This window comes from Vibrio sp. 14N.309.X.WAT.E.F5 (assembly GCF_030397615.1).
Taxonomy (GTDB): domain Bacteria; phylum Pseudomonadota; class Gammaproteobacteria; order Enterobacterales; family Vibrionaceae; genus Vibrio; species Vibrio lentus.
On sequence record NZ_JAPNXR010000005.1, the window covers coordinates 118,209 to 145,078 of the forward strand.

The window sequence follows — 26,870 nt, forward strand, 5'->3', positions numbered from 1 at the left end:
CAGCTACTTACGTAAAGCATTAAGCTTAGCTTGAGCGATACCAAAGATAGTATCGATAGGATAGCTCCCTTCATCGCTCGCCTCACCTGCCGCTTTACCCGTGAACAGCTCAATCGCTTCTGTCACATGATCAATCGCCCAGATGTTGAACTCGCCCTTTTCAACCGCTTTAACGATGTCGCTGCGCAGCATCAGGTTGTGAACGTTAGAGCGCGGAATAATCACCCCTTGCTCATTTGAACGTCCTTTGATTTCACACACATCAAAGAAGCCTTCAATTTTCTCGTTCACGCCACCAATTGGCTGAGACTCACCAAACTGGTTCATCGAGCCAGTAATCGCGATGTCTTGACGGTTCGGTTGCTTAGAAAAAGCAGACACTACCGCACAGAACTCGGCCATACTCGCACTATCTCCATCCACGCCACCATACGATTGCTCGAAGGTAATATTGGTCGTAAGCGGGACTTTCGCTGTTTTACCAAATACCGAAGAAAGATAAGCCGATAAGATCATCACCCCTTTCGAGTGAATACTGCCACCTAAGTCTACGTTTCTTTCAATATCAATCACTTCACCATCACCATAAGCGGTGGTTGCCGTGATTCGGTTTGGCGCACCGAACATATGATCGGTGGTGCTCAGTACCGAAAGCGCATTGACCTGTCCTACAGCCTGACCATCAACATGTATCAGGGTCGTACCGTTGGTAAACGTCTCCATTACACTGTCTTGCAGCCGTCCAACACGCATCTGTTGATTAGACAGTGCTTGGTCAACGTGGGTAGAACGAATCAAGTTCGATTTCGCCCCTCTCGCGACGTAGTTAGACTCACGAAGCAAGTTCGCAATATGTGCCGAATGCAGCGATAGCTTGCCTTGGTCACCGGCCTGACGTGAGCTGTGCTCAATGATGCGAGCAATCGCTTTACGATCACAATGCAGCATATTGTTGTCGTGTACGATGCTCGAAATGAAGCGTGCGTAATGCATCTCAGAATCCGCAGTACGCTTCATCTCATCTTCAAAATCGGCCGTCACACGGAACAGTTCACCAAACTCCGCATCGTAATGCTGCAGCAATTGGTAAGTGCGATAATCACCAAACAAAATGATTTTCACATCCAATGGAATCGGTTCTGGATCAAGTGATACTGCGCCCGTTAGGGTCACCTCTTTCTCTAATGAAGCGAAGCTCAGTTGACGTGAACGTAGCGCACGTTTAAGCCCTTCCCATACATACGGTTGCTCTAACACTTTCACCGCGTCCATCAGCAATACGCCGCCATTAGCTCGGTGTAAGCTGCCCGCTCGAATCAAAGAAAAATCGGTAAATACCGTGCCTTTGAATGTCGCCGTTTCGACATAACCAAACAGCGAGTGATAGTTCGGATTCTCTTCGACCACAATCGGCAGAGACTGCTCTTTTTGGCTAACAATGACGTTAACTTTGTAACGACGTGGCATTTTCTTATCCAGAGAAGCCGTCGCGATTTCAGCTTGCTCGGTGCTCTCTTCTAAGAAAATATCCGCGTTTTCGACAATATCCTTACGCAGTGCCGTGAGGTACTTTTTGATCTCTGGATATTGGCTGTAATCTTGCTTCAACTGCTTAACAAAGTGGGTAATCACATCCCTTGCTGTATCATCATTCAGCTTTTGAATTTTCTCTGTGTACGTCTCTTCAAGCTCAGTCAGCTCTCGAGAAATGGTTCGTAACCCCACTTCCAATCCATCGATGGTTTTATCGAACTGATCTTGTTCTTCCGGCGAAAGCAAATCAAAGCTCTCTTCTGTATGAAGCTCCTCGCCGTTCATTGCGACAAACTGGTAATCGCCCTGAGTGGTAATCGTTAGGTTAATACCCTTTTCTTTCGCTTCTTGGCTAATGCTTTCTAGCGCTGCTTGCTGTTTCGCTGCCAGCTGGTTTTTAAGCCTGTCTGCACGGCTAAAGTACATCTCGTTATCAAACGCAAGAGGCATACCTTTAAGCAATTTACGCATCAATTTTTCGATATCTTGCTTTAAATTGCTGCCAACGCCGCTCGGTAACTTGAGCACTTTAGGTGTACGAATGTCTTCAAAATTCGCGATGTAACACCAATCAAAAAGCTCCTCGACTTCTTGAGGGTGACGGTTGAGATAACGCAAGATCATGGTTCGTTTACCGAGACCATTGCGTCCTATCGCGTAAATGTTGTAACCCTTTTCCTTAATTGACATCGCGAACTCAACGGCTTTTTGCGCCCGTTCTTGCCCGACGATCTCGTCAATTGGAGCCAGTTCTTTGGTCGACTTGCAGGGTAGCTTCTCTAGCTCTGCTACCTGATACAGCTGTTCTGTATTGAGTCTTTGAATCGCCATGGCCGCCTCCTTAGTCCTTTATTACTTGGGTGTAGATAAAATCAGTGTAGATGTAATTTCCTATAAATTTAGTGACTTACGCAACATCGCTGTTCAACTGAACAAATAACACACAATTTGAGCCGATTATTAAGAATAAAGGGTTATTTTATTTACCAACCTAACATGTAAATGATTTTAATTTGCAATTGATAATAAATATCATTAACATTTCCTGATATTATAAATTGAGGATGTGGATATGGAAATTGAACGATGCTGGATGCACTACCTAAAAGCTGAACAGTTAATGGAACAAGGTCACTGGCCTGAAGCGCAACGCCTTTATGGTGATGTTCTCAATTCTCTTCCTCACCACATCCAAGACGCGGCGTACCAAAGCGACATCAAACCCTGTCAGTTTGCTTGTCTATTGGCAGGGCTAAGAGACGCAAGCGTAGCTCAATCAGAAATTCTTAACCGTCAGGGGCTACAACAGCAAGCCTTCGACACATTGAATCAGTCTTACGCGCTGATGCAGTTTATCTCTTTAGAAAGCACTGAACTGATTCAACGGACTTATTCACTACTGGAGAAGCAAAGTGAAGATCTACTCAATCACTTGATCGCTTTTTGCAGTGCTCAGCGCAGCTCACATTGGATGCTTGAGTTAGAACAAATTCAGCGTGCTCATCACCATTTTGGGCAGTTAAAAACAACGTCAGAAGTTCAATCTTCACCTAATGTCTTAAATTGATAAGGATATATCATGTCGGACCGGGCCATTCTCAAAGTCAATAACCTCTCCGTTAGCTTCACAACCAATGATGGAATCATTGATGCGGTTAAAAAGGTTAACTTTACCCTTAACTCCAGCGAAACCTTGGCCATTGTTGGTGAGTCGGGTTCAGGTAAATCAGTCTCTTCCAACGCACTGATGCGTTTGCTTCCTGATAACGCCATTATTGACCCTCAATCTCAAATAGAGTTTGAAGGGCAATCGATACTAGAAAAAACAGAACGCCAAATGCAGTCGATTCGGGGTGATAGAATCGGCATGATCTTTCAAGAGCCGATGACCTCTTTGAACCCATATCTGCGTGTAGGCATTCAAGTAGCTGAGGCCATCATGTGTCACCGTAAGGTCTCGAAGTCGAAGGCCAAACAACGCGTACTTGAGCTATTTGAGCTTGTTCATCTGCCAATGCCAGAGCAAGCCTACACTAAGTATCCTCACGAGTTTTCTGGTGGTCAGCTGCAACGCATCATGATTGCAATGGCCTTGATTAATGAACCCGACATTTTGATTGCCGACGAACCGACTACGGCATTGGATGTGACGGTTCAGGCGGAAGTGCTCTCTTTGATCAAAGAGATTCAAAGCAAGATGGGCATGGCGATTTTGTTCATTACCCATGACCTTGGTGTAGTAAAACACTTCGCAGACCGTGTTCTGGTGATGTGTAAAGGTGAACTGGTCGAAGAAGGAGTGACTCAAGCCTTATTCGAAAACCCAAGACACGATTACACACGCATGCTGATTAACTCGATTCCGAAAGGTGCTAAGGTTCCTGTTGAGGCATCAGCCCCAGAGCTATTGTGTGCGGACGACATCCGAGTTCAATTCTTGGTTAAATCACATTTTATCAAGAGCAAAAATCAGTACTTCGAAGCCGTCAAAGGCATTTCGCTAAATCTTAAACAAGGCGAAACCTTGGGTATTGTGGGTGAATCCGGATCAGGGAAATCAACACTGGGACGAGCGTTAATCGGCTTGCTACCAAGTACCGGACGTATTGTTTATAAAGGCCAAGATGTCAGTTTATTAACCGACAAAGAACGCCATAAACTCAAGAAAGATGTACAAATGGTGTTCCAAGACCCTTATGGTTCTTTGTCACCACGTATGACAGTTGGGGAAATCATTACCGAAGGCTTAACGGTGCATCAACCTCAACTATCTAAGAAAGAACGATTGGAACGAGCACGTAAAGCGCTGATTGAAGTACGTCTAGAACCTAATTCAATTAACCGCTATCCACATGAGTTCTCGGGCGGGCAAAGACAACGTATCGCGATTGCTCGTGCGCTGATTCTTGAACCTTCTTTTATCTTGCTGGATGAACCAACGTCAGCACTCGATCGCTCAGTACAACTGACCGTGATTGACCTGTTGAAAGACATTCAAACCAAGCACAACATCGGTTTCCTTTTCATCAGCCATGACCTTTCGGTAGTGAAGGCACTTTCGGATCGTGTTTTAGTGATGCAGAAAGGGGAAGTGATGGAAGAGGGCTCTGCAGAAGAGATTTTCAACAACCCAAAAAATGACTACACCAAGAAATTGATTGAGGCGTCATTCGACTTAGAAAATAAATCGAAAAAAAATGCCGCTTAAATTGAACTAATTAACATTAACAGCGTCTTATAAGTACATTCTGAATAATCTCCTAATGGATTGAAATCTAGAATGGATATAGCAAAACTGGTTTGGCCGCCAAAAGAGAAATGTCGCATGGATGCGACATTTTTCGTTTCTGGAAGGAAATAATCGCCCAAAGGCCTTAGTCACTTCACTACATCGGACTGTTCTCTTCTAACGATACAAAGACTTAGTCGACTCTCTAACAATTAGATCAATGGGTGGCAGCCTTGCTTCATGCCTCTCGCCAGATAACAGGTTCAAAATCGACTGAGCACACACTCCACCAATCTCTTCAATCGGTTGTCTTAATGTCGTTAACGCTGGCGTGAAATACTTCGACGTTGGCAAGTCATCAAAGCCAATCACCGACACATCTTCTGGCACTTTATAACCGTGATCATGCAATGCCTTAATCGCGCCGTAAGCGGTTTGATCATTGGCTGCAAATAAGGCAGAGAAGTGAACCTTAGATTCAATCAACTCTACCGTTTTCTCATAACCAGATTCACTACTAAAATCGCCCTGCTTGACCAGTTTTGGCATCACCTTAATACCGGCCTCTTGAAGTGCTTTCTTATAGCCTTCAAAGCGATTACCTGCATCAGGCTGGCTTGATAACCCCTTGATGTGAGCAATATTCACATGTCCTTGTTGCAGTAAATGTAGGGTTGCCATATAGCCACCCAACACGTTGTCGATATTGATGGAGCGGACATTATTCTCAACAAAATCGTAGCCAACCATCACGATAGGGATGTCTTGTGCATACTTAGCAATCTCTTCCTGCGTAATGCTTCCTGTCACGATGATCATGCCATCCACGTTACTTTTCGCCAGATACTCCAACGCGTGCATTTCTAACTTTTTCTGCCAATGCCCTGTTGCGATCACTAATGAATAACCTTGAGCAATCAGCGTTTTTTCCATGTCGTTAAGGATACGACTGGTGTAGGGGCTATCAGGGTGTTGCACCAAGACACCAATAGTGAGCGAGCGTCGGTTGGTGTTTTCTTGCATTTGGAAGTTAGGTTTGTAGCCCGTGTCTTTAATGGCTTGCTCAATGTTTTGGCTTTTATCATCCGACACATAAGTGGTTCGATTAAGGAAACGAGACACGGTGCTGGGAGAAACACCAGCCAGTCTTGCTACATCGTATACTGTTGTTTTTTTTGTTTTAGTGCGCATCTCGATACCCTAATCAAGTGACATTCGGGGAGCTTTAAGCTCCCCATCAGTTTCAACCTGCATACCACTGCTTTCGTTGAAAATCGTGTCATTAAGTTAATACATGTAGGCGAAGATCATCCCCGGTCTGAAGTAGCGACCAGCCGTGTATTTCAAGCCAGTACTCAGTAGCCATTTGTGCAGGCTAGCCAGCTTTTCTAACGGGATTTCACCGCTCAACATTTTAACAAAATTATCAGTATCTTTCGTCAATGTTGGGTTGATACGACCGTCAGACAGCACACAGTTTTGATATTTAAGTACACTTAGCCAGTTTTTCGCATCATTTTGCGACAATTTAAATGCTTCTATAAGATCTTTCTCATTGACAGACACAGAGCAATTGAACCCCTCTGGCGCTGCAAATGGAATTTTCGAATAGTCATAGAGTGCGGTATACACGGTATCCATCAATGTTTCTGCTTGCTGCGATTTACCCGCTAAGTTCAACGCTGTTGCCACACTAAACTGAACACCAATCCACACATCTTGTGCCTGAAATGCTTCATGTGGAGAGCCATCGGCTAACGTCATATTCGCAACACCCAACTCAGGACTGTTAATTTCGAAGTTATGCTTATAAACATAGTCCAATGCGCGTTGGATATTTTCTTGCGGGAAAATACCTTCTAAACCGATGAGCTTAAGGTAGCTGTCGGCCAACAAAGCATCGCCAAAGCTGTTGTCGGAATCTGGCACTAAATCTAAGTATTCTTGTGTAAAAGCTTGTGGCGCGGTCTCACTCAGCAAGCGTTTCTTAGAGACTCTTTGAGATACTTTACTGATGTTGATGGAGGTATCCGTTTCATTTAGATAGGTATTGAGCGTGTTTTTGTCAGCAATCGCATCACCCGTCAAAATCAGACCTAAGGTTTCCAGTGCTTGGTAGCCTTCACCCGTTAAATGCTTGGCTTGAACGGGAGTGACGAAGAAGTGGTAATAGCCTTCTTTTTCATCCCACAAGCTTTGCTCAACCGTCGCCAGCGCCTTTTTTGAGCGCGTTAAGTAGCCTGCGGCTAGTTCGCTTTCATTCATCAATTTTGCAAGTTCGCTTGCCGCTTGTAGACCAGCTACCCAAAGGCTCGCGCAGTAAATAGAGATGCCGTGAGACGCAAGGTTATCGAAGGTATCGTCTGTGCCACGGGTTAGCGGTAAATCATCGCCTTCAGCAATCAAGTTCGATAAGAAATCGATGCTTTCAGTTACGGCTTGCCAGCACTCTTTAACCACTGAAATATCTTGGGTGTTTTGATAGTGACGGTACACCATCAGAATGTACTTCGGCGCTAAGTCCTTCCATTCTTTCACGTTGTGCCAACTGTAAGCGTCTGGCTGGATGTCGAATGGGCTGCCCAAGTCGTGGATTACCGCACCTCGAATGGCGCGCACGCCTTGGTACTTGTCATCAATCAATTCGGCATTAGGCGTCGCTTCGTATTCCCAGTATCGGCGCTCGGTAAAGTCTTCCGCCAAAATGGCTTTCGAGAACTCTTTCATCACACAGCCATCAAGCTCAGGCAACAAATATAGCAGTGAGAATGAGCCGTAGAAATACACGTCCAGCGAGTTAAAGAATGGGTAGTCGACACACTCTTTCACCAAGAACTTATCTTCTTTATCCCATACCGTTGATTCGGCTAGGAAGGACAATGAGTTCATTGCCATCGTCGCATAACGCAATGCCGATTCTGGCTGCGATATCTTGCTTTGAGCTTGCTCTAAGAAGGACGTTTGTTGCTCGACGATCTGTTGCTCAATCGCTTCTAGCTCTGGTAATACATCTTCTAACATCGGCAGAGCCGGCTTCGCTTGCGGGTAAAACTGCGTGTAAGCCTTATCTGAATACCAGCCATTAAGCATGACTTTGCTGTGCGCCATTACCTGTGCAAAACGCAGATCAACAGACTCACCCGCTTCCAATTCAACCTGAACCACCACCAATGCGCTCAGAGCTTCACGCCCTGTGTAGATACCGGTTTGGAACTCAGTGTTTGTGCGGCCTGTTTTCAGTGCGAACTCGGTTTGTTGAGCACTCTTAGAGGTGTAAAGCGTTGGCTTAACAGAAATCGAGACCTTGCCAGATTCCGTCAAATGGTTATCCGCTTGAACACCAAACACCACCTCGCCTTCAATATCGCTCTGATAAGGCGATTGGCTAGAAAGCTGAACACCCGTAAAACTGTGACTTTCGCCTTTTAAGTTAACCACTTCATGCTGCTGAGCGATCGGATTTTGAGATAAGGTACAAGCCGAATCTTGAATGCCATCACGACCTTTTTGATAAGTTGAACCAATCAAGTTTTGTAGCGGTTGAGCAAGCGTAACAACTCGAGTTTGCGCTGAATTATTGGTTAATTCGAAGTGATTCCAGTGCATCGGTAATGAACAAAGGCGTTTGTTCTCTTTAACGATCGGAGATACTACCTTTCGCTTTATATTAATATCTTCGAAGCTGCTGTATTTATATTCAGCTAATGGATACAAAGCTTGATATTCTATATCGCTGCCATTAACACTATCTATATCATTATTATCATCATCGGTAAGTGATAATAACTTCGTTGTATCATTTGTTAATAAACCATTAAAGAAATCTAAGGCGACATATAATTGACAAATTGTTGAACCAGAATCTTCTTCAATCAACAATTGAGTCTTATTTGAAAATTCAACGTTCCACTTTGTAAAGTTAGCTTTATTTTCTTGGTAGAAGCGACCATTTTTTAATGCTGCTCGAATCAGGTTAATCGCATTCGATATGTTTTTGCTTTCGATCTTCTTGCCATCGAACAAGGCAGGATAAAAGTTTAGGTGTACGCTCAGCTCTTGCTCATCAATGACTTGCAGCGTATCGATGGTCGGCACATTCATCACCGACGCATAAAAATCATTAAAATTAATAACTTGCTCTGAACAATCAACAAATATTCCTGGAATAAAGCTGAAATTGGGTGTTTTCCCGTTTGGCGTCAGTGTAAATGTGTTACCAATTCCGCCCACCGCCATACCGGTATTTTCTGGTGTGGTAGAAATTGGCGTGTACCAAGGTTGAATAAATTCAACTGCATCACCTTTTTTACATAAGTGTTCCGAATTTCCTGAGTAGCTCGTATATGGAATTTTATTATTCATTTTAAAACCGCCATTGAATATTTTTTTCTTCTTGTTAATATCTTTTTAAAATGGAGACATCAACATGTTTAAAATTATAAATGAAAAATTTGGAAATATTGACTCAGTCACATTAATAAACCACCAACATGGTATAGAACTTCAAATAATCAATGGATTTGGTGCTGTTATTAATAAATATACCGTAAATAACAGTCCATTCTCTTTTATTTGTGGTTATCAGAATTATGATGAACTGATCAACCAACATCCGTTCTTTTCCCGCAGTGCTAAATTATTCCCTTTTCCAAACCGTTTAAACTTAGGTCGTTACAGTTTCGATAACCAAAACCATCAACTCCCAGCTAACTTTCCTTGGTCTGATCACGCCGTACACGGCCTGCTCTACAACCAACCTTTTTCAATCACAAACAGCGTAGCCACTGAAGAATCCGCTAGTGTGACATTGCAGTATCAAACGTCATCTTTGCATCCTGCTTTCCCGTTTGCGTTCAACCTTGAAGTCACCTTCACTGTCGATATCACGGGTAAACTCACTTCCTCAACGACCGTCTCTAATCTTGGTGATTCTGCATTCCCATACGGTGATGCTTGGCACCCTTATTTCTCACTCGGCACTGAGCTAGCACAATGTGGACTCGCTATGTCGCCTTGCTCTGAGGTCATACACGAAAACGACCTACCCAATGGCGAAAAACACGCTTTTGACCGTTTGTCTTTGGAGGATTCACTCACCAATCAAAGCTTAAATCACTGCTTTGAATTTGATTCCAAGACAACCAATCAACTTGCGTTTACGCGCTCAGATTCGTCTGCCGCAATTCGCTATCAACAAGATGCAAGCTACCCATTCGTTCAGCTGTACACGCCGACTAGCGAACAAAGTATTGCAATAGAACCAATGACTTGCCCAGCTGATGCATTCAATAACCAGATAGGCTTATTGACGCTTAGCCCGAACCAATCTCAGACCTTTACTTGGCAATGCCAAGCCAGCTATCAACCACAGTGATGCAACCAAAATAAAGCGACACTAAAGAGAAACCAAAAAGCAATAAAGGGCGCATAAAGCGCCCTTCTCTTTGTTAACCTAAAATCACCTCGATGGTGTGCTCACCAGATGTAAACACTGGCGCCTTGTTACCTGAAATCAGGTCACCATTCACCTTCATCTCAACCACACCTTTACATACGTTATTCGGGTTCGTGACATGAATATGGTATGTCGCACCACGGAACTGACGGCGGACTTTGAATTCAGGCCACTCAGCCGGAATACATGGATCCACCAGCAAGCCATCCACTTCAGGGCGAACACCCAGAATCCATTGCGTACCCGCAACGTATGTCCACGATGAAGTACCTGAAAGCCATGCATTTCGGCCTAAACCAAATTGCTTATGTTCATCACCCAAAATATTTTGTGGGTAGCAGTAAGGCTCAGATTCGAAGGTATCGATGTCGTCGTTCTTAGAAGCTGGGTTGATTTGACGGTAGTACTCATAAGCACGCTCACCGTTGCCCATTTTCGCTTCTGCGATCATCACCCAAGGGTTAGAGTGCAGGAAGATACCGCCGTTCTCTTTTGCACCTGGTGGGTAAGTTGAAACACCACCTAGCTGCGGATCAAAGCCGTTGTAACCCGGTGTTGAAAGCTTAATGCCATTCGCTGTATTCAGCTTGTTGTAAACCGAATCTAGAGCTTGAGTTGCGCGTTCTTGAGTCGCGAAACCAGAAATTACGGGCCAGCTTTGACCGTTGGTGTAAATCTGCCCTTGCTCATTTTTATGAGAACCGATTGGCAAACCTTGCTCATCAAAGTAACGAACAAACCATTCGCCATCCCAGCCGCATTCATTGACTGTACTCTGCATCTGTTGGTACTGATCGTTAAACTTAGCCGTCAGTTGCGCTTCACCACGCAACTCACACAAGTCCAACATGTCGAGCAGTGCTTTGCCGTACATGTTCGCCACCATCATCGACTCAGCACCCGTTGGCAGGTTTACCGTGTCGTTCCAATCAGCAAAACCTAATAACGGTAGGCCGTGCTCACCAGTATTGGTGTAGGTAAATTCAATCGCGCGGCACAGGTGGTTCCAAACCGTTCCAGTTTCAACTGGGTTGCCCGCTTTGTCTTTTTGATAGAACGGGATCTCTTTATTCAAGAAGTCTGCATTGCCCGTTTCTTTCACATATTGCGTCACCGCGTAGATGATCCACAGGTGATCATCACCGTAGTAATCCGGGCGATCTTCCTCTTCACGAGAGTCACCCGCGTTCGCTTCCATCGTTGATGGGAAGAACTGATGCATCGCAGAACCGTTGGTGTTTTGTACAGACAGCAGACGCTCAATGAACTCACGCGCTTCTTCTGGCATGTGAGTAATCACACCCAAGGTATCTTGAGAAGAATCACGGAAACCGATACCACGAGCACCATAGCCAAGCTGATACAGAGACAGGTAACGAGACCAGTTTTTGGTTGTGTGACACTGACGTGGGTTATGTACGTTCAGCATCGAGTTCATTGCCGGATCTGGCGTTTCAACCTGAACCGCTTGTAGGTAACCATCCCAATGTTCAGCCAGTTCAGCGAAAGCAGAATCGACCACTTGATGGTCACGATATTTAGCCAATAGAGGCAATGCTGATTCTAGACTCTGTTCTTGCGCGATTTGTACAATCGTACGTTCGGTCTGCTCTGGAGATAACCAACCTAGACGCAGGTTCAGTGCACCAATGTTGTCGCCACGCAAACACTCGGTGTTGCCTAATTCATCATTGTTTAGTGCTTCTGGCGCTGCCCATGTACCGTAGCCCAAATTACCTAGGAACGATTGGCGATCACCATCAAAAGACGTCGCAGGGCGATCCGCTGTCATCAGGTTCACCGCGTAGTCACGCTTCATGAAAGCATACTGCTCAAGCACGGTATGCCCCGACTCTTGTTGGTGTGCTTTTAGCGTCATGGTTTGTGGAACCCAGTCCGCATTGAGTAGCTGTTTAAGCGCATCGAAGTGTGTGAATTCATACACAGGTACCACATCAACGTGCAGTGCTTTGTCTGAAATGTTGGTTACTTTTATATCTTGTAGCAGTACTTGGTCAGCTTTTGGTACGAAGAACGTCGCTTCACAACGCACACCAAACGCTTCTGCAATGATGGTTGTGTATGACAAACCGGTGTGGTTTTCAAACTTATCCAACGGCTTTAAAGTTGGCGTGTAGAAAGGTGAGAATACTTCCACGTTGCCCTCTTCATCACGTACCTTGAGGTACATTGTTGAACCTTTAAAATCTGAGTTTGGCAGTTGAGCAATGTACTTAGTGATACGGTTGAGTGCAGGATCGCCCTTACACAACAGGACGCCACCGTTGCTATCTACAATGCCACCGAAATCTAATGTGCCGACATAGTTACACCATTTGATCGGTGTACACGGTGTGGTTGCTACGTATTCTTTGTTTTTATCGTCAAAATATCCGAATTTCATCATCACTATCCCTAGCCCCTCCCAAATCAGGAGGAGCCAAAACAATTTGTCGTAAGTTGGTTGGTGTCAGCTCAATGACTGATTTAAATTGGACTAGCTAGCTCGCTAGCGAGTTCTCACTTAGAGCATCGAACAAGTGGAATGCATCCAAATCCAAGTAAAGCGTCAGATCTTTTACATCCACTTCAGCCGCTTGGGTTTCAACCATCAGCGGTTGACCGCCAATTTCTGTTTTCAGAAGAATGCTTGCGCCCAGTAATTCCTTGTCTTTGATTTTCACAGGGAATGGCAGCACGCGGTCGTGATCAACTTGCTCGGCACGTAGGTGAATGTCTGTTGGACGAACACCAAAATGCAGCGCTAGGTTTTTAGATGCCAGAGACTTAAAGCGCTCAGGCAGTGGGATATGAACATCGCCAATTTCGACGAAGTACTCGCCTTCTTTTTCAATCAGTTTTGCTTCCAACATGTTCATTGACGGGTTACCAATGAATTGCGCGACAAACTTGTTTGCAGGACGCTGGAACACCTCGGTTGGTGTACCAACTTGAGCAACATAACCGTCTTTCAGGATCACGATGCGATCCGCCAGTGTCATCGCTTCGATCTGATCGTGGGTTACGTAGATCGTAGTGGTTTTAAGCTCGCGGTGTAGGTGTTTGATCTCTTCACGCATCACGCCACGAAGTTTTGCATCTAGGTTGGATAACGGCTCATCAAACAAGAAAACCTTAGGCGTACGAACCATCGCACGGCCCATTGCCACACGTTGACGTTGGCCACCAGAAAGCTCTTTTGGCTTACGGTTCAGTAGCGGGTCAAGCTCTAGCATTTTCGCTGCTTTTAGCACTTCTACGTCGATTTCTGCTTTTGGCATGCCCTTCAGTTTTAGCGCAAAGGCGATGTTCTCGTACACCGTCATATGTGGGTACAGAGCGTAGCTTTGGAATACCATCGCCAAGTCACGGTCTTTCGCGTCGACTTTATTCATCAGCTTGCCGCCAACCACGATGTCACCAGAACTGATGCTTTCAAGGCCAGCAAGCATGCGTAGCGTTGTCGATTTACCACAGCCAGATGGGCCAAGGAAAACCACGAACTCACCGTCTTCAACCGTAAAATCAAACTCTTTGACGACTTCAACATCACCGAATGATTTTTTGATGTTCTTAAATTCTACTTTAGCCATTATCTGTTCTCCTCAGCGCGCTCTAGCAGCATATTTCGGTACGCAATTGCGCTCTGTTTCAATGTTCTTTCTTGGGTGGTGTAGTCAACATGGACAATGCCGAAACGCTGGCAGTAGCCGAATGCCCACTCAAAGTTATCCATCAGGCTCCAAGCGAAGTAACCGTCGACTTTCACACCCGCTTCAACCGCGTTGTGAACCGCTTCGATGTGACCTTGGAAATAACGAACACGTTGGTCATCCATCACTTGTCCGTTAACACGCTCGTCGTTGCCTGCAGCACCGTTCTCTGTGATGTAGATAGGCGGCATGTTTTCGTAACGAGCATCCAGTCTTACCAATAAATCGGTTAAACCTTGTGGGTTAATTTCCCAGCCAATGTAAGTGTGTTCAGCATCTATTTGCTTCACCGATTCAATATCGCCGTTCTCGTTGAACCGAGCGACATTGCGTGTGTAGTAGTTGATACCGATGTAATCGACCGGTGCGCTGATGATGTCTAAATCACCTTCAAGGATCATCGGCATGTTCATCGCTTGGCGTTCTACCACCAATTGTGGGTACTCGCCTTTTAATACTGGATCGATGAACCAGTGGTAGTTCTCGGCTTCGCAGTAGTCTGCTGCCGCTTGGTCTTGTGGCGTCAGCGGGTAAGCAGGCGTCGCGTTGAATACCACACCATGCTTAGCATGAGGCGCATTGTTACGAAGGATCGGCATAGCCAAACCGTGTGCCAGCATTAGGTGGTGAGATGCTAGGTAGCCCTCTTTTTCGCCCTTGATACCTGGTGCGTGTTCGCCCCAACGGTAGCCTAGGAATGCAGACACAAACGGTTCATTGAGCGTGGTGTACACGTCAATGTTATCGCCAAAGTACTTACTCACCACTTCTGCGTATTCTGCGAATTTGTAAGACGTTTCTCGGTTTAGCCAGCCGCCTTTATCTTCAAGGTATTGCGGAAGATCCCAGTGATACAGCGTCACATACACCTTCATGCCACGAGCATGACACTCATCGATGATCTGACCGTAAAACTCTAGACCTTGCTGGTTCACGACACCGTCTTGTGGCAGGATGCGCGGCCATGCAATAGAGAGACGGTAAGCATCAACGCCTAAGCCTTGAATCATCTCGATATCTTGTTGCCATAAGTGGTAGTGGTCACACGCCACATCACCATTGTCGCCGTTATCGACCTTGCCCGGCGTCTTACAGAAAGTGTCCCAGATAGACGGTGTACGACCGCCCTCTTCAACGCCGCCTTCAATTTGGTATGAAGATGTCGCGACACCGAATACAAATTCCTTACTGCGTAACTTTGAATCACTTGGAAGTTGATATTTATTCATTGTTATAACCCTTAAACCTAACCTTTGACTGCGCCGGACGTTAAACCACTGATCATCTGTTTCGATGCGAACAAGTAAGTAATCACGAGCGGTAAAATAGAAATTGTGGTACCTAGCATTACCGCGCCCCATGGCGTATTCGGAATACCTTGAACACTTCGAAGTGCTTGCGTAATAACATAGTTATCTGGGTTGTTTAGTACCACGAGAGGCTGCATGAACATGTTCCAGAAGAAAACGAACTGCACGATAGCCAATGTTGCGAGTGCAGGCTTCATCAGTGGCAGTACCACACTCCAGTACGTTCTGAACTCGCCAGCACCATCCAATTTCGCTGCTTCAAGTAGCTCTTTTGGAATCGATGCAATCACGTGCTGACGCATCAAGAAGATACCAAATGGTGTGGTGGTGAACGGTAGCCATACCGCCATGTGGTTATCCAACAAGCCTAAGAATTTCACGATCATGAAGTAAGGGATCAAGCTAAGCACAGGCGGAATTGCCATTGAGCCAACCAGCATACCGAACAACACGTTCTTACCGCGGAACTTAAACACAGCAAACGCGTAGCCACCCATGCTACAAAACAGCAGCGAGATGGTGGTGCCTAAGAAAGCCACGTAAATCGAGTTAAACATCGCTTTCCAAAACGGCATGATTTCAAGCAGTTTGGCGTAGTTAATCGCCAGGCTATCGCCAATCGCAAAGCTAATGCCCGTACCGAAAATCTCAGAACGGTCACGCGTTGATAGCAGTGCCGACCATACAAATGGAAAGACTGTAATTAGCGCTGAAACAACCAGTAAGATACCTAGCATGACCATCAAGATCTTAGTCAGAATGAACATGCTGCGTTCGCTTGGTATCAGTCCACTTAGTGGTGAGGTATTTGTCTTAATTGATGTCGACATCTTAATGTTCCCCTAAGCCTTTCTTACCGAAGAGTAAAAATTGAACCAATGTACAAGTCGCGATGAGTGCAAACAGTAACCACGAGATAGCAGATGCTGTACCCATTTCTAGCCATTCCCAACCCACTTTGTAGAGGTACATCGAGATAGTTAAACCAGATTGGCCAGTACCACCTGTACCACGTGTTAGTACGAACGGTTCTTCAAACATTTGCAGGTTACCGATGATGGTCATCGTGATAGCAAAGAAGATGAATGGACGAATCATTGGTAGTGAAATGTTCCAGAAGCGGCGGAAGGCATTGGCACCATCCATACGTGCAGCTTCTAAGATGTCTTTAGGAATCGTCATTAAACCCGTGGTGTAAAGGACGATGTTAAAACCGGTGTATTTCCAGAAAACCATGATTGCAATAGACGGCTTCACCATAGTGGCATCGTCTAACCAACGGATTGGTTGAAAATCGTTAACCCAAGCGAATGCCCAACCAAACAGCGTGCTATCGGCCAGAGCCATCAGCGTTTGGTTAATAATTCCTGAGTTAGGAGAGTACATATTGAAAAAAATCAGTGACGCTGCGACCGTTGATGTAATGAACGGTAGAAAGTACGCCGATGTTAGCCAGTGACGCATACGGTCACCCATTGAAACCAACATGTAAGCCACTGGAATAGCGACTAAGTGCTGAGCCACGCCTGAAGTGATTGCTAGCCAAAGCGTGTTCTTCAATGAACGCCATAGCCATGGGTCCGTTAAAGCAATGTGATAGTTCTCAAAACCAACGAACTCCATCGCATCCATGCCTCTTACTGGGTTCCACTCGTGGAACGACAGGTAAACAGAGAACAACAGCGGGAAGATCCCAAATACAGAAAAAATGATCAGAAACGGCAGAAGAAATCCATACGGTGTAAGCGCTTTCAAATTTAGACGAGAAAAAAGGCTTTTGTCCGCAGGTTCTATCGTTGTGCTCGCTGTATGATTCATAGTAACGACCTCTTAAAAAGGAAGCGCGTTATCCACGCTTCCTCACTTACTTAAAGTAAAAACAAATTAAAGATTACGCGTGCGACGCTTGATTAGACGCTCTGCCTCTTTAAGCGCAGTCTTGATGTCTTTGCCTTCATCAAGTACTTCCATCAATGCGTTCTCTAAGATAATAGAACGTGCAACGTGGTCGCCTTGTGCTGGAGAGACTGGTTTGATGTTCTGTGCCACTTCAGCAAACAGTAGACGAGCTTTTTGCCCACCTAGGAATTCCATCTCTTCTTGGAAAAGCTCATCGTCATACGTGGTGATGTTCGCAGGGAAAGCAGCAATCGTTTCGAAGTGTTTAAGCTGTACTTCACGATCCGTCGTCATGTATTCAATAAGCGCCCAAGCTTCATCTGGGTTTTCTGATTGAGTTGGGATAGATAGGAATGAACCGCCCCAGCTGCCGTAGATACCATCAGGTAGGTTTTCTACTGCCCACTTACCTTTAGTTTCAGGAGCAATCCAGTTGTTTAGGTGACCAAGAAGCCAAGCGCCAGAAAGTTGAGTTGCAAATGTGCCGTTGCGGAAGCCTTCGTACCATTCGTTAGACCAAGCCAGAATGCGACCGTCTAAGCCTTTGTCGCGAATCTCTTTTGCTACTTCAAAAGCGTGAACAAAACGCTCTGATGTCACGACTGGGTTGCCATCTTTATCGAAGTACAGACCTTCACCTTCAGGAACCGTCGTAAAGATAATCGCTTGTGCCACGTCGGCTGCCGAAGCGATAAGTTGTACGTTTTGCTCTTTCAGTTTTTCACCAGCAGCGATGTATGAGTCCCAATCTTTGATTGCGTCTTCTACATTAATGCCTGCTTTTTCGAATACGTCAGTGCGGTAGTACATAACGCCAGGACCAAGGTCGACAGGGATTCCGTACATATCGCCATCAGCGCCTTTGCCCTGTGCCCATGCGTAAGGTGCGAATCGTTCTTCGTACTTATCTGCACCGTAGTTTTCAGACAAGTTAACTAGGCCGCCAGAACCCACGAATGGACCAATTTTCTCAACGTCCACAACAATCACATCACCCGCACCAGAACCCGTTGCAAGGTTCGTTGTCAGTTTCGTGTGGTGGTCACCGTGGTTGTTCATAAGGTAATCAACTTTGATACCCGTTTCCTTTTCGAAATCAGGCAGTAATACCTTCAGGCTGCTATCGAAATCAGGGAAACCGTCGAAACGAATTTCTTTGTCTGCTGCATTTGCAGCTGTTGTACCTAATCCTAAAGCAACCGCGCATGAAAGCGCTAAGGTCTTAAATTTCATGTTCTATCCTTAATATTTTTATAGGGTAACTGGTAAATCCGATACCGAGTTTCTAGTGACCAACGTCGGCAGCAATTTAAAGTTCACGTCATGTTTTATTTTCTTTAGCTTTTGCAGAGTGAGCTGCACAGCTTCAATGCTCATCTCTTCAATTGGGAAATTAATGGTGGTCAAACTAGGGGTCAGATAGCGCGCGAAGATGGTGTTATCGAAGCCCACCAGTGATACATCTTTCGGAACTGACAGCCCCTCTTGATGCAGCACCTCAAAGGCGCCAAATGCCATGTGATCATTCGAAGCAAATACTGCGGTGAAATGACACTTACGATTCATCAGCTTCTTCATAGCACTGATGCCCGTCTCTTCAGTAAAGCCCGCTTCCGAGACTAAGGCTTCATCGTATGGCACACCCGCTTCTTCCAAGGCCTTTCGATACCCCTGCAAACGCCCCCTAGCGTCTGCTTTATCTAAAGGCCCGGTAATACACGCGATATCTGTATGTCCCTTTTGCAAAAGATATTGAGTAGCGAGTAGCCCCCCGACTTCGTTATCAATATCAATGCAACTCATCGCCATTTCTGGGATGAAGCGGTTAATTAAAACCACAGGGGTCCCCTGTTCTTCCAATTCAATTAAATAATCATCACTGAGCAATTGAGTATGAAGAATCAAAGCATCAACACGACGCCCCAGCAGAAACTCCACAGACTCGCGCTGCCCTTGTTCGGTGTTCGAACCCGCTGTAACGACAGCGTGGTAACCAAAGCGGCGTAGGTTTTCTTCTATGCAATGCAAGATGCCTGAATAGAAAGAACCGCCAAGTTCTGGAACAACAACGCCCACACTACCGGTACGACTTGATGCCAAAGCTTGAGCGATAGAGTTCGGGCGATAACCCAATTCTTTGATCGCTTTTTCAACCTTTAATTTCTTGTCATGACTGACTCTGCTAGTGCCATTAATAACTCTAGACACTGTCGCCTGAGACACACCTGCATGTTCTGATACGTGTTTAATTGTCGCCACTCGAACCTCGATACTTCATTAGCTTGTAACCGCTTACAAAACGATTATTAAAGAAAGGCGTCTTGGTTGAAGTGAGTGTCATCACACTAAAGTTGGAGGTGAAAAGGCCAGTTGTGGAAATCATGAAAGCGCTTACAGATTCGCTTCACGCCATGAAACTATTTCATGAGATTATTGTTCATATTATCAAGATGACGTTCGATTACTTGCTCGTCAGATCAAACAAGTACGCCAAAATCCATTTTTTGAAAGCGTCATTTGTTGATGAATCCGCCGCTGAAGGCAATATACACGGGGAAAGTGGCCTTGTTATTTCAATGGCCTTTCGAAATTGTATGAGAACATTTCATCTCATGAGCACTCACATTAATGCTTCGTTGACCCGACACAAAAATGCCCAGCAAAAAGCTGGGCATGGAATCATTAAGACTCAGATAGATGTCTAATCCTTATTTTCATATGGCTTCGGTAACTTAAACTCTTGAGTCAGTGAGAATTGCTGTTGCGACATGATTTCTAATTGCTGACCGTGGGAAAAGAGGACCTGTGAACGTTGGGAGTTTTCTTCTGCCAATTCATGTATCTGGCTGATGCTTTGCGTCACTTGAGACGCAACAATTTGATGCTCTGTGGTCGCCGTTGCGATCTGATGGCTTCTTTGTTCGACTTCATTGAGCAAACCATACACGGTCGATATGGATTGATTCACTTCACCCGTTTGTTCAACACATTGCGCCATATCTGCAACGCACTGATTGATTTGTTCAACAGCCAATTTAGAGCTGTTTTGAAGCCGTTCAATTTTATGGTGAATCTCTTGTGTTGATGCATTGGTTTTTGCGGCTAACACTCTCACTTCGTCGGCGACCACAGAGAACCCTCGACCTTGCTCGCCAGCACGAGCGGCTTCAATGGCTGCGTTCAATGCCAACAAGTTAGTTTGCTCTGAAATACCGGAGATCACATCAAGAATAGAACCAATGCTGGCACTCTCTTTCTCAAGTTTGTCGATTGTGCTTGTTGATTCTGCCAACTTACTTTCCAAAACGCCCATTAGGTCAACATTCTTGCCCATGGTTTGTTGCCCTGTGCTTGAACTGGTGACAGCCGATGTCACCAGTGTCAGTGTTTGGTTGGCCGCTTGAGTTATTTCAGTCACGGAACATTCGATCTGTTCCATCGCAGTTGCCACCATTACGGTTTGATTGGTTTGGTCTAACATCGCCTCACGCAATGAACCACTGGTACTTTGATTATCTAGAGACGCTTCTTTTAAATGCAGCGATGATTGGTGCATGTTTTCAATCACGTGTGTTAAGTGGCTGATCACCAAATTGACCTTGTCGCTCACTAAACCGAATTCATTATTGGCTTGATATTGAACCTGAGAACTTAGGTCTTTGTTGGCGACTTGGTCTAACGCACCTTGTACCAACTTACTTGGCTTACGGATGCCTTTTGCGATATTAACGCCTATCAAAAGCGCAATCAGAACCGATGCAGTCGAAATAATTACCTGCATCAAAAGGGCTTGGCTGGATGATTCCATCGACTCTTGATACAGGTTTGTTGCGGTGTGTTCGGCGTACGTAGAAAGTTCGTCGAAGTACCCTAGCTGCACATCAATCATCTGTTCAACCTCAACTCTTTGTTCAGCTATCGACTCATGCAACTTAACGGTTTCCATGTGCGTAGACACTGAGCCTTGCGCTGAAAAGGCATGGGAAGCAAGCAGTGACAAAGACTGCTTGCTCCGTCGTACTAAAGCCGGATCCTGCGCCTCCAAATTGGCAACAGCCTCTTTAAATCGCTCGTGACGACTTTGTAGGCGTCGCTCTACTCCACGAACTTCCGATGACGTTTGCAGTGAAAAAGCCTCATTGGCTTCTGCCGCAATCAAGCTCAATTGAACCAGTAATGCTTCTACTGCTTTTTGCGTTGCATCTGAGCTCGCGCTCGCCAGTTGATTCACCAAGGTATTATTAAGTTGACCCACTACCGATTGAAATTGTGCCTGCTCCATCGAACCGAGGTCTTTCGTATCCAAATAAGAAACGTATAAGTTTAAGGTCTGGTCTATCTTATCGATGGTAGCAACGCCCGTTTCATCAATATTCTGGAGTATGGATTCAAGAGACGACCCTGCCGTGCTCTTGCCTTCAAACCAATTCAATTGCTGCTGATATTGCTCGATGTTGTTTACAACGACTTGTTTGAGTGGCTCTAACTCATCAACATAATCCGCTGATAAATAAGGAATGGAGCTTCGGTTAATATCCAAAAAACGGATGGTAAGCGTGGAGGATTGGAGCATTAAAGGGGTGGCTTGTTGAGTGATGGTTTCGATGTGTGAGGTTATGTTCTTATTGCTGCTAATACTCAACCATGCGCTACCCAGCATGATCACGATCAGCGTGAAGAAACCTAAATAAACTCGAGACACAATGGAAGAAAGTCTCATCGTTATTCCTTGATCTAGTGGCGAAAAAAAGGGCACATAAAATGTGCCCAAGAATGGAGTTATTTAACGTGCCCTAATCAATCTGCCTTTAGGGCTAAAATGGACAGTATGTACTTACTATTTGTAACGTATGGCTATTTCAACATGAACGCTTTGAAAATATGCCTAATTCAAAGCGTTGCTCTTTCTATCTGTTGATTACCACCAAGCTTCAAACATTGCGCCAAACGACAATGTATCAACATTGGTTGTCTTCACTGTGTTGCCTTTCGTTTCTACATCACCCACGGTTGTGTAGAAGCGAAGCATTGGACGGCTCCAAGGTAAGCCACCTAGAGAAACGTTTTGAGACAAGGTTACTTTCCACGCGTTCTCTTCACCGTCGTCATCGTAATCAACCATGCCGTAGCCCGCTTCTAACCAAGTAGAATGAACGTCATCCCATTGGTACTGTGGACGAACGATACCCGCATACTCAGTGTTATCGCGAGCTAAGTCTGCACCAGAGTTGTCTTTGTACGACACTAGATAATCAATGATGAATTTATCCGATGCTGCGTAGTTACCTTCTAAACTTGCGTAGAAAGTTTGGTAGTCACCTTTAAGTTCAAATACCGATGAATCTGCACCGTCACCGTACTTCATAACTAACTTGTTAGACTCGCCTAGTCCTAAAGTAGCACCTACTAGGTATGCCGTTTCATCACTGACTTTTTGACCCGGTGTTACCACTGGTTCCATTTTGTCTGTAAGAGGGTTATATACATACTCAGTCGTAGTAGAAGTATCAGCTTCATCAGAAGCAAAGCCGTAGTTTGCGTAAAGATCTAGGTTACCGATACCAGCGTTGATACTGTGTAGTTTCGCAGTCACCGCGTATCGGCCGTTGTCATTCACTAGGCCACCTTTCACTTGACCTACAAAGCCCATATCTAGCTTCGCGCCGCCGAAATCTAAGTTGTTAAAACCAGCGCCTTGACCATCGTGTGTCATCCAGAAGTAATCGTTCAAACCTTGTTGCGGACGTTGATGGAAGTCGCGACCAGCCCACATGTAAAGTTCTGGTTGGCTTTCAAATACATTGGTTACACCAGCGTACATTTTTTTCATGCTCAAGCCGCCGTCGTCAGCCCAAGCGTCAGCTTCCCAGTGGTCAGCCATGAATACGATGTCCCAGATAGCGCCATTGTCAGCTTCAAATAGCTTAGCTAGCTGAACCTCGCCACCATTAGCTTCGTTACCTAAACGACCGACAGAACGACCTGTTGTACCGATGTCTACGTAACGTTCATCACCGCTCTTGTAGTGAGCGCCGTAACGAGCGTAACCAGAGAAGACAATGCCATCTGGCACATTTGTTTCAGCCGTTAGAACCGCTTGTTGTTGGTCATCAACATATTTGATATCCCCAACTTGAGATTCTAACTCTAGGATTCGTTGTTCTAGAGCAGCAAGATCCGTTTCTGCAGCAAAAGAAGAGAGTGAAGCAAGCGAAGCCGCCACTGCGACCGTTATTGGCAAAAGCTTAAATTTTTGCATTGTAATTCCCTATTATTTTTTTGAGTTTTCATCGAACAGGGAAATATTAAGCAATGAAAGAGTTGAAAAGTTGGTCGCTGTTCACACTGATAAATCAGCTTAAATGTCATGAAACTTTTAGAAAATTCACGGGGAAAACTACTACATTTAGATCAATAAGTTATGAGCAAATATGCGTGATATTTCAGCTTGAAATCGCTTTCATTTCATCAGTAATGGTGGCGGCTATCACGGAAAAGGGTGTAGAAAAACAAAGAGAATTGGATGTGAATTTGATTGATTTTCATATATATGAAACGCCTCAAAATCTAAGGCAGATTTTGAGGCTTTTCGGACTGAGTCAAATACCCAGTTATCTAAAATTAAGTATTTTCTAGATTGAATCTAGGGACTCTATTCCCATATTGAACAGGGTAAATGCGTAGATATCAGCAGTGAGATCGATAGCTTTACTCAGCGGCATTCCAGCACCATGGCCCGCATTAACATCGATACGAATCATCACGGGCGCACCGCCTTCATGCTTATCTTGCAGCTCTGAGATGAACTTATAAGAGTGAGCCGGTACCACGCGGTCATCGTGATCCGCGGTGGTAACCAATGTTGCTGGGTAGTCCGTGCCACGCACCACATTATGAACCGGAGAATAGCCAAGCAGATATTCGAACATCTCTTTATTTTGCGCGGATGTACCGTAGTCGTACGCCCACCCTTCGCCAGACGTGAAAGTGTGGTAACGCAACATGTCTAACACACCAACCGCAGGCAGGGCCACTTGGAACAGCTCTGGCCTTTGTGTCATACAAGCGCCGACCAGCAAGCCTCCGTTAGAACCGCCGCGAATCGCCAACTTATCGCTACTGGTGTAGTTTTCTGCGATTAAGAACTCGGCAGCGGCAATGAAGTCATCAAAGACGTTCTGCTTTTGTTGTTGTGTACCCGCTTTGTGCCACGCCTTACCATACTCGCCACCACCACGCAGGTTTGGCACCGCATATACGCCACCCAGTTCTAGCCAACTGCCAACCGTGCCCGAGAAATAAGGCGTTAGGCTAACGTTAAAGCCACCATAGGCGTACAACATGGTTGGATTATTGCCATCTAACACTAATCCCTTCTTATAAGAGATAAGCATCGGAACCTTGGTGCCATCCTTCGAGGTATAGAAGACTTGTTTAGACTCAAATTGATCCGACTCAAACGGAGACTCAGAACGTTGGTAGATTTCAGAGCTTCCAGATTCAACATCAAAAAAGAAAATCGTTGGCGGCGTTACATAGTTGGTAAAGGTGTAATAAAGCTGAGTTTGCTCGTTTTTTCCACCCAAGCCACTGGCCGTTCCCAGCCCAGGCAAATGAATTTCACGAACTAGGTTACCTTGGTAATCCAACTGCTCAATCTTAGACACCACATCCACCATGTAGTGGGCAAACAAGTAGCCACCACCCGTGCTGATATCCAATGGCTGTGGCTTTTCAGGGATGATATCGAACCACTGTTGATTGCGAGTATCAAAGCTCACCACCTTGCCATTAGGCGCATCAAGATTGGTGTATAAAATGAAGGTCTCATCTTGGTTATCGATGAGATAAGTGTCGCTATCCACATGATCAATCAGCGTATTCAGCTTTTGTTCTGGTGAGTTTAAATCGATATAGAACAGCCTGTTACCCGATGTCGACTCTCGCCCTAGAATGATCAAGTAACGGTCATCTTCGGTGGTGTAACCCGACACATAACGGTGTTGTTCAGCGCTATCTTCACCAAAAATCACTTTGTCGCTAGCTTGTTCGGTACCCAACTCATGGAAGTAAAGTTTGTGCTGTTCGGTACGTGCAGAAAGCTGGCTGCCGTCGGGCTTGTCGTAGCTAGAGTAATAAAAGCCACGATTACCCAACCAAGATATGCCGGTAAATTTAGCGTCTGTGATTTCGGCTTCAAGCTGCTGCTTAGTCTCGGTATCAATAACAAAGATCTTACGCCAGTCGCTTCCGCCCTCTGAAATGCTGTACGCCACTAGGCTGTAGTCTTTAGAAAACGACACCGAACCCAGTGATGTGGTGCCATCTTCCGAGAAGGTATTCGGATCTAGGAATACTTCAATCGACTGACCTTCTTTCTGACGATAAAGAATACTGTGATTCTGCAAGCCATCATTCTTATAGAAATAGGTGTAATCACCTCGCACAAACGGCTGTGAGCTCTTTTTGTAGTCTTGCGCTTTCGCTAATCGCTCTCGCAGTTCTGCGCGATACGGGATTTGAGCAAGGTAATCAAACGTGACTTCATTCTGGCTCGCTACCCACTGCGCGGTTTCGTCACTTCGATCATCTTCTAACCAGCGATAAGGGTCTTCGATTATTTGGCCAAAATAGTCATCGCTGACGATCTGTTTGTTGGTGACTGGATATTGATACTCTTTTAAATAGCTCATCGTGATCCTTATTAAAAATAATGTGAAATCGTCAGATAACGCGTTCTGATGTGTTCAATCAATAACTTAATCTTGTTCGGTGGCTGGCGAGTGAACGGGTACACCGCATAAATACCCAGCTTCTTGCCGACTAAATCAGGGAATATGTCCACCAGCTGGCCGTTGCGAATATCGTGATACACCAGACAACGTGGCACGTACGCAACACCATGACCGCCCAAAGCGGCTTTTCTTAATGCCGTCGCGTTATCGGTAGAGAAAGAGCCAGAGACGCGCACGATGTATTTGTCGTTGTCGGTACAGCCATCCTTACTGTGTAAAAACTGCCACTCACTGGCACCTGTCGTTTGATAAGCGTATTGCAAGCAATTGTGCTCAACCAAATCCTTGGGCTGCATCGGCTTACCGTTCTTAGCGATATAAGATGGCGAGGCACATACCACCCATTGTGAATCCAATATATGACGGGCAATTAAGCTGGAGTCTTCCAAGTAACCGGTTCTAATGACCAAGTCGAGACCATCCTCAACCAAATCAACAAATCGATTGTTAAGAGACATATCGACCGTTAAACCTGGGTGCATATTACAAAACTCGGCAACAGCGTCTGCGAGAATCAAATCTCCGGAGATAGTAGGCACTGACATTTTGATATGACCACTGACATTTTCACCAAAGCCTGAAACTGCGTCCATAGCCTCTTGAGCCGCCTGCTTCACATTTTTGGCTCCGTGTAACATTGCCTTACCCGCCTCGGTCAGGGTCAATTTACGCGTGGTTCGATATAATAGCTGCACGCCAATCTCTTCTTCCAAACGCGCAATTCTCTTACTAACTACCGAATTTGTAAGGTTATTTTGTTCTGCCACCTTACTAAAACTACCCAGCTCTACTACCTGTGAAAACAGGATCAAATCGTCTGCTCGCATTTGATTATGCCAATTTTGGAATTAATTATTTTCATTATTTCCCTATATCAATAAAAAATAAAGGGGTAAATTCACGCCAAATTAACAAAACAATTACAAAAACAGCTTT

The 26,870-nt window shown here is 45.2% G+C and carries 19 protein-coding genes; 5 read left to right on the plus strand and 14 right to left on the minus strand.

All coding sequences use genetic code 11. The features are described from left to right. Positions 1-3: 3 nt before the first annotated feature. Positions 4-2,364, minus strand: coding sequence for an ATP-binding protein (locus OW495_RS08035; RefSeq protein ID WP_017111390.1), 2,361 nt, complete (start codon positions 2,362-2,364; stop codon positions 4-6). Positions 2,365-2,605: 241 nt separating this feature from the next. On the opposite strand from OW495_RS08035, the gene OW495_RS08040 reads away from it, so the two are divergent. Next, the gene (locus OW495_RS08040) at positions 2,606-3,100 is read left to right on the plus strand and encodes a hypothetical protein (protein WP_017111389.1); all 495 of its coding nucleotides are present in this window, start codon (positions 2,606-2,608) and stop codon (positions 3,098-3,100) included. A gap of 12 nt (positions 3,101-3,112) precedes the next feature. Continuing rightward, complete coding sequence (locus OW495_RS08045) at positions 3,113-4,741, plus strand: ABC transporter ATP-binding protein (RefSeq protein WP_102513798.1); 1,629 nt, start codon at positions 3,113-3,115, stop codon at positions 4,739-4,741. 198 nt (positions 4,742-4,939) lie between these two features. Here OW495_RS08045 and OW495_RS08050 read toward each other — a convergent pair whose 3' ends face one another. Continuing rightward, positions 4,940-5,953, minus strand: coding sequence for a substrate-binding domain-containing protein (locus OW495_RS08050; RefSeq protein ID WP_076667278.1), 1,014 nt, complete (start codon positions 5,951-5,953; stop codon positions 4,940-4,942). Between the two features lie 96 nt (positions 5,954-6,049). Continuing rightward, positions 6,050-9,124: a GH116 family glycosyl hydrolase gene (locus OW495_RS08055; RefSeq protein WP_102513797.1), complete on the minus strand. Its 3,075-nt coding sequence runs from the start codon at positions 9,122-9,124 to the stop codon at positions 6,050-6,052. A 64-nt stretch (positions 9,125-9,188) separates the two neighbouring features. Here OW495_RS08055 and OW495_RS08060 point away from each other — a divergent pair, with 64 nt between their 5' ends. Then, entirely contained in the window at positions 9,189-10,136 is a 948-nt protein-coding gene (locus OW495_RS08060) for an aldose 1-epimerase (protein ID WP_102513796.1), read from the plus strand. A gap of 73 nt (positions 10,137-10,209) precedes the next feature. On the opposite strand, the gene OW495_RS08065 is transcribed toward OW495_RS08060, so the two are convergent. From OW495_RS08065 to OW495_RS08095, 7 genes are all read right to left on the minus strand, one after another. Next, positions 10,210-12,624, minus strand: coding sequence for a glycosyl transferase (locus OW495_RS08065; RefSeq protein WP_102513795.1), 2,415 nt, complete (start codon positions 12,622-12,624; stop codon positions 10,210-10,212). Positions 12,625-12,718: 94 nt separating this feature from the next. Continuing rightward, entirely contained in the window at positions 12,719-13,810 is a 1,092-nt protein-coding gene (gene ugpC / locus OW495_RS08070) for a sn-glycerol-3-phosphate ABC transporter ATP-binding protein UgpC (protein WP_009846155.1), read from the minus strand. Beyond that, positions 13,810-15,159, minus strand: a complete 1,350-nt coding sequence (locus tag OW495_RS08075) for a GH1 family beta-glucosidase (RefSeq protein WP_102513794.1) — start codon at positions 15,157-15,159, stop codon at positions 13,810-13,812. The genes ugpC and OW495_RS08075 overlap by 1 nt, the downstream gene beginning before the upstream one ends. A gap of 17 nt (positions 15,160-15,176) precedes the next feature. Beyond that, positions 15,177-16,070: a carbohydrate ABC transporter permease gene (locus tag OW495_RS08080; RefSeq protein WP_009846153.1), complete on the minus strand. Its 894-nt coding sequence runs from the start codon at positions 16,068-16,070 to the stop codon at positions 15,177-15,179. 1 nt (position 16,071) lies between these two features. Further along, positions 16,072-17,058: a sugar ABC transporter permease gene (locus tag OW495_RS08085; RefSeq protein WP_009846152.1), complete on the minus strand. Its 987-nt coding sequence runs from the start codon at positions 17,056-17,058 to the stop codon at positions 16,072-16,074. 66 nt (positions 17,059-17,124) lie between these two features. After that, complete coding sequence (locus OW495_RS08090) at positions 17,125-18,372, minus strand: extracellular solute-binding protein (protein ID WP_009846151.1); 1,248 nt, start codon at positions 18,370-18,372, stop codon at positions 17,125-17,127. Positions 18,373-18,390: 18 nt separating this feature from the next. Further along, a complete protein-coding gene (locus tag OW495_RS08095; RefSeq protein ID WP_012601182.1) occupies positions 18,391-19,398 on the minus strand; it encodes a LacI family DNA-binding transcriptional regulator in 1,008 nt (335 codons plus the stop codon). A 62-nt stretch (positions 19,399-19,460) separates the two neighbouring features. On the opposite strand from OW495_RS08095, the gene OW495_RS08100 reads away from it, so the two are divergent. Continuing rightward, entirely contained in the window at positions 19,461-19,844 is a 384-nt protein-coding gene (locus OW495_RS08100) for a hypothetical protein (protein ID WP_289885946.1), read from the plus strand. Here the strand turns inward: OW495_RS08100 and OW495_RS08105 are convergent. Then, positions 19,841-21,859, minus strand: coding sequence for a methyl-accepting chemotaxis protein (locus OW495_RS08105; RefSeq protein ID WP_102513792.1), 2,019 nt, complete (start codon positions 21,857-21,859; stop codon positions 19,841-19,843). The two genes, OW495_RS08100 and OW495_RS08105, sit on opposite strands and share 4 nt — an antisense overlap. A 198-nt stretch (positions 21,860-22,057) precedes the next feature. After that, on the minus strand, positions 22,058-23,398 hold the full coding sequence (locus OW495_RS08110) for a carbohydrate porin (RefSeq protein ID WP_065111788.1): 1,341 nt from the start codon (positions 23,396-23,398) through the stop codon (positions 22,058-22,060). A gap of 53 nt (positions 23,399-23,451) precedes the next feature. Between OW495_RS08110 and OW495_RS08115 the strand changes: the two genes are divergently transcribed. Then, a complete protein-coding gene (locus OW495_RS08115) occupies positions 23,452-23,775 on the plus strand; it encodes a hypothetical protein (RefSeq protein WP_065111787.1) in 324 nt (107 codons plus the stop codon). On the opposite strand, the gene OW495_RS08120 is transcribed toward OW495_RS08115, so the two are convergent. Then, complete coding sequence (locus tag OW495_RS08120; protein WP_102513791.1) at positions 23,772-25,832, minus strand: prolyl oligopeptidase family serine peptidase; 2,061 nt, start codon at positions 25,830-25,832, stop codon at positions 23,772-23,774. The two genes, OW495_RS08115 and OW495_RS08120, sit on opposite strands and share 4 nt — an antisense overlap. Positions 25,833-25,843: 11 nt before the next feature. Beyond that, positions 25,844-26,761 carry a LysR family transcriptional regulator gene (locus tag OW495_RS08125; RefSeq protein ID WP_009846145.1) on the minus strand — a complete coding sequence of 306 codons (918 nt, stop codon included), beginning with the start codon at positions 26,759-26,761 and terminating at the stop codon, positions 25,844-25,846. Positions 26,762-26,870 lie beyond the last annotated feature (109 nt).

Excerpts from the sequence above, each read along its gene's own strand:
- OW495_RS08035 (WP_017111390.1), bottom strand. The coding sequence starts at position 2,364 with ATGGCGATTCAAAGACTCAATACAGAACAGCTGTATCAGGTAGCAGAG.
- OW495_RS08040 (WP_017111389.1), top strand. The coding sequence starts at position 2,606 with ATGGAAATTGAACGATGCTGGATGCACTACCTAAAAGCTGAACAGTTA.
- OW495_RS08045 (WP_102513798.1), top strand. The coding sequence starts at position 3,113 with ATGTCGGACCGGGCCATTCTCAAAGTCAATAACCTCTCCGTTAGCTTC.
- OW495_RS08050 (WP_076667278.1), bottom strand. The coding sequence starts at position 5,953 with ATGCGCACTAAAACAAAAAAAACAACAGTATACGATGTAGCAAGACTG.
- OW495_RS08055 (WP_102513797.1), bottom strand. The coding sequence starts at position 9,124 with ATGAATAATAAAATTCCATATACGAGCTACTCAGGAAATTCGGAACAC.
- OW495_RS08060 (WP_102513796.1), top strand. The coding sequence starts at position 9,189 with ATGTTTAAAATTATAAATGAAAAATTTGGAAATATTGACTCAGTCACA.
- OW495_RS08065 (WP_102513795.1), bottom strand. The coding sequence starts at position 12,624 with ATGATGAAATTCGGATATTTTGACGATAAAAACAAAGAATACGTAGCA.
- ugpC (WP_009846155.1), bottom strand. The coding sequence starts at position 13,810 with ATGGCTAAAGTAGAATTTAAGAACATCAAAAAATCATTCGGTGATGTT.
- OW495_RS08075 (WP_102513794.1), bottom strand. The coding sequence starts at position 15,159 with ATGAATAAATATCAACTTCCAAGTGATTCAAAGTTACGCAGTAAGGAA.
- OW495_RS08080 (WP_009846153.1), bottom strand. The coding sequence starts at position 16,070 with ATGTCGACATCAATTAAGACAAATACCTCACCACTAAGTGGACTGATA.
- OW495_RS08085 (WP_009846152.1), bottom strand. The coding sequence starts at position 17,058 with ATGAATCATACAGCGAGCACAACGATAGAACCTGCGGACAAAAGCCTT.
- OW495_RS08090 (WP_009846151.1), bottom strand. The coding sequence starts at position 18,372 with ATGAAATTTAAGACCTTAGCGCTTTCATGCGCGGTTGCTTTAGGATTA.
- OW495_RS08105 (WP_102513792.1), bottom strand. The coding sequence starts at position 21,859 with ATGAGACTTTCTTCCATTGTGTCTCGAGTTTATTTAGGTTTCTTCACG.
- OW495_RS08110 (WP_065111788.1), bottom strand. The coding sequence starts at position 23,398 with ATGCAAAAATTTAAGCTTTTGCCAATAACGGTCGCAGTGGCGGCTTCG.
- OW495_RS08115 (WP_065111787.1), top strand. The coding sequence starts at position 23,452 with ATGAAAGAGTTGAAAAGTTGGTCGCTGTTCACACTGATAAATCAGCTT.
- OW495_RS08120 (WP_102513791.1), bottom strand. The coding sequence starts at position 25,832 with ATGAGCTATTTAAAAGAGTATCAATATCCAGTCACCAACAAACAGATC.
- OW495_RS08125 (WP_009846145.1), bottom strand. The coding sequence starts at position 26,761 with ATGCGAGCAGACGATTTGATCCTGTTTTCACAGGTAGTAGAGCTGGGT.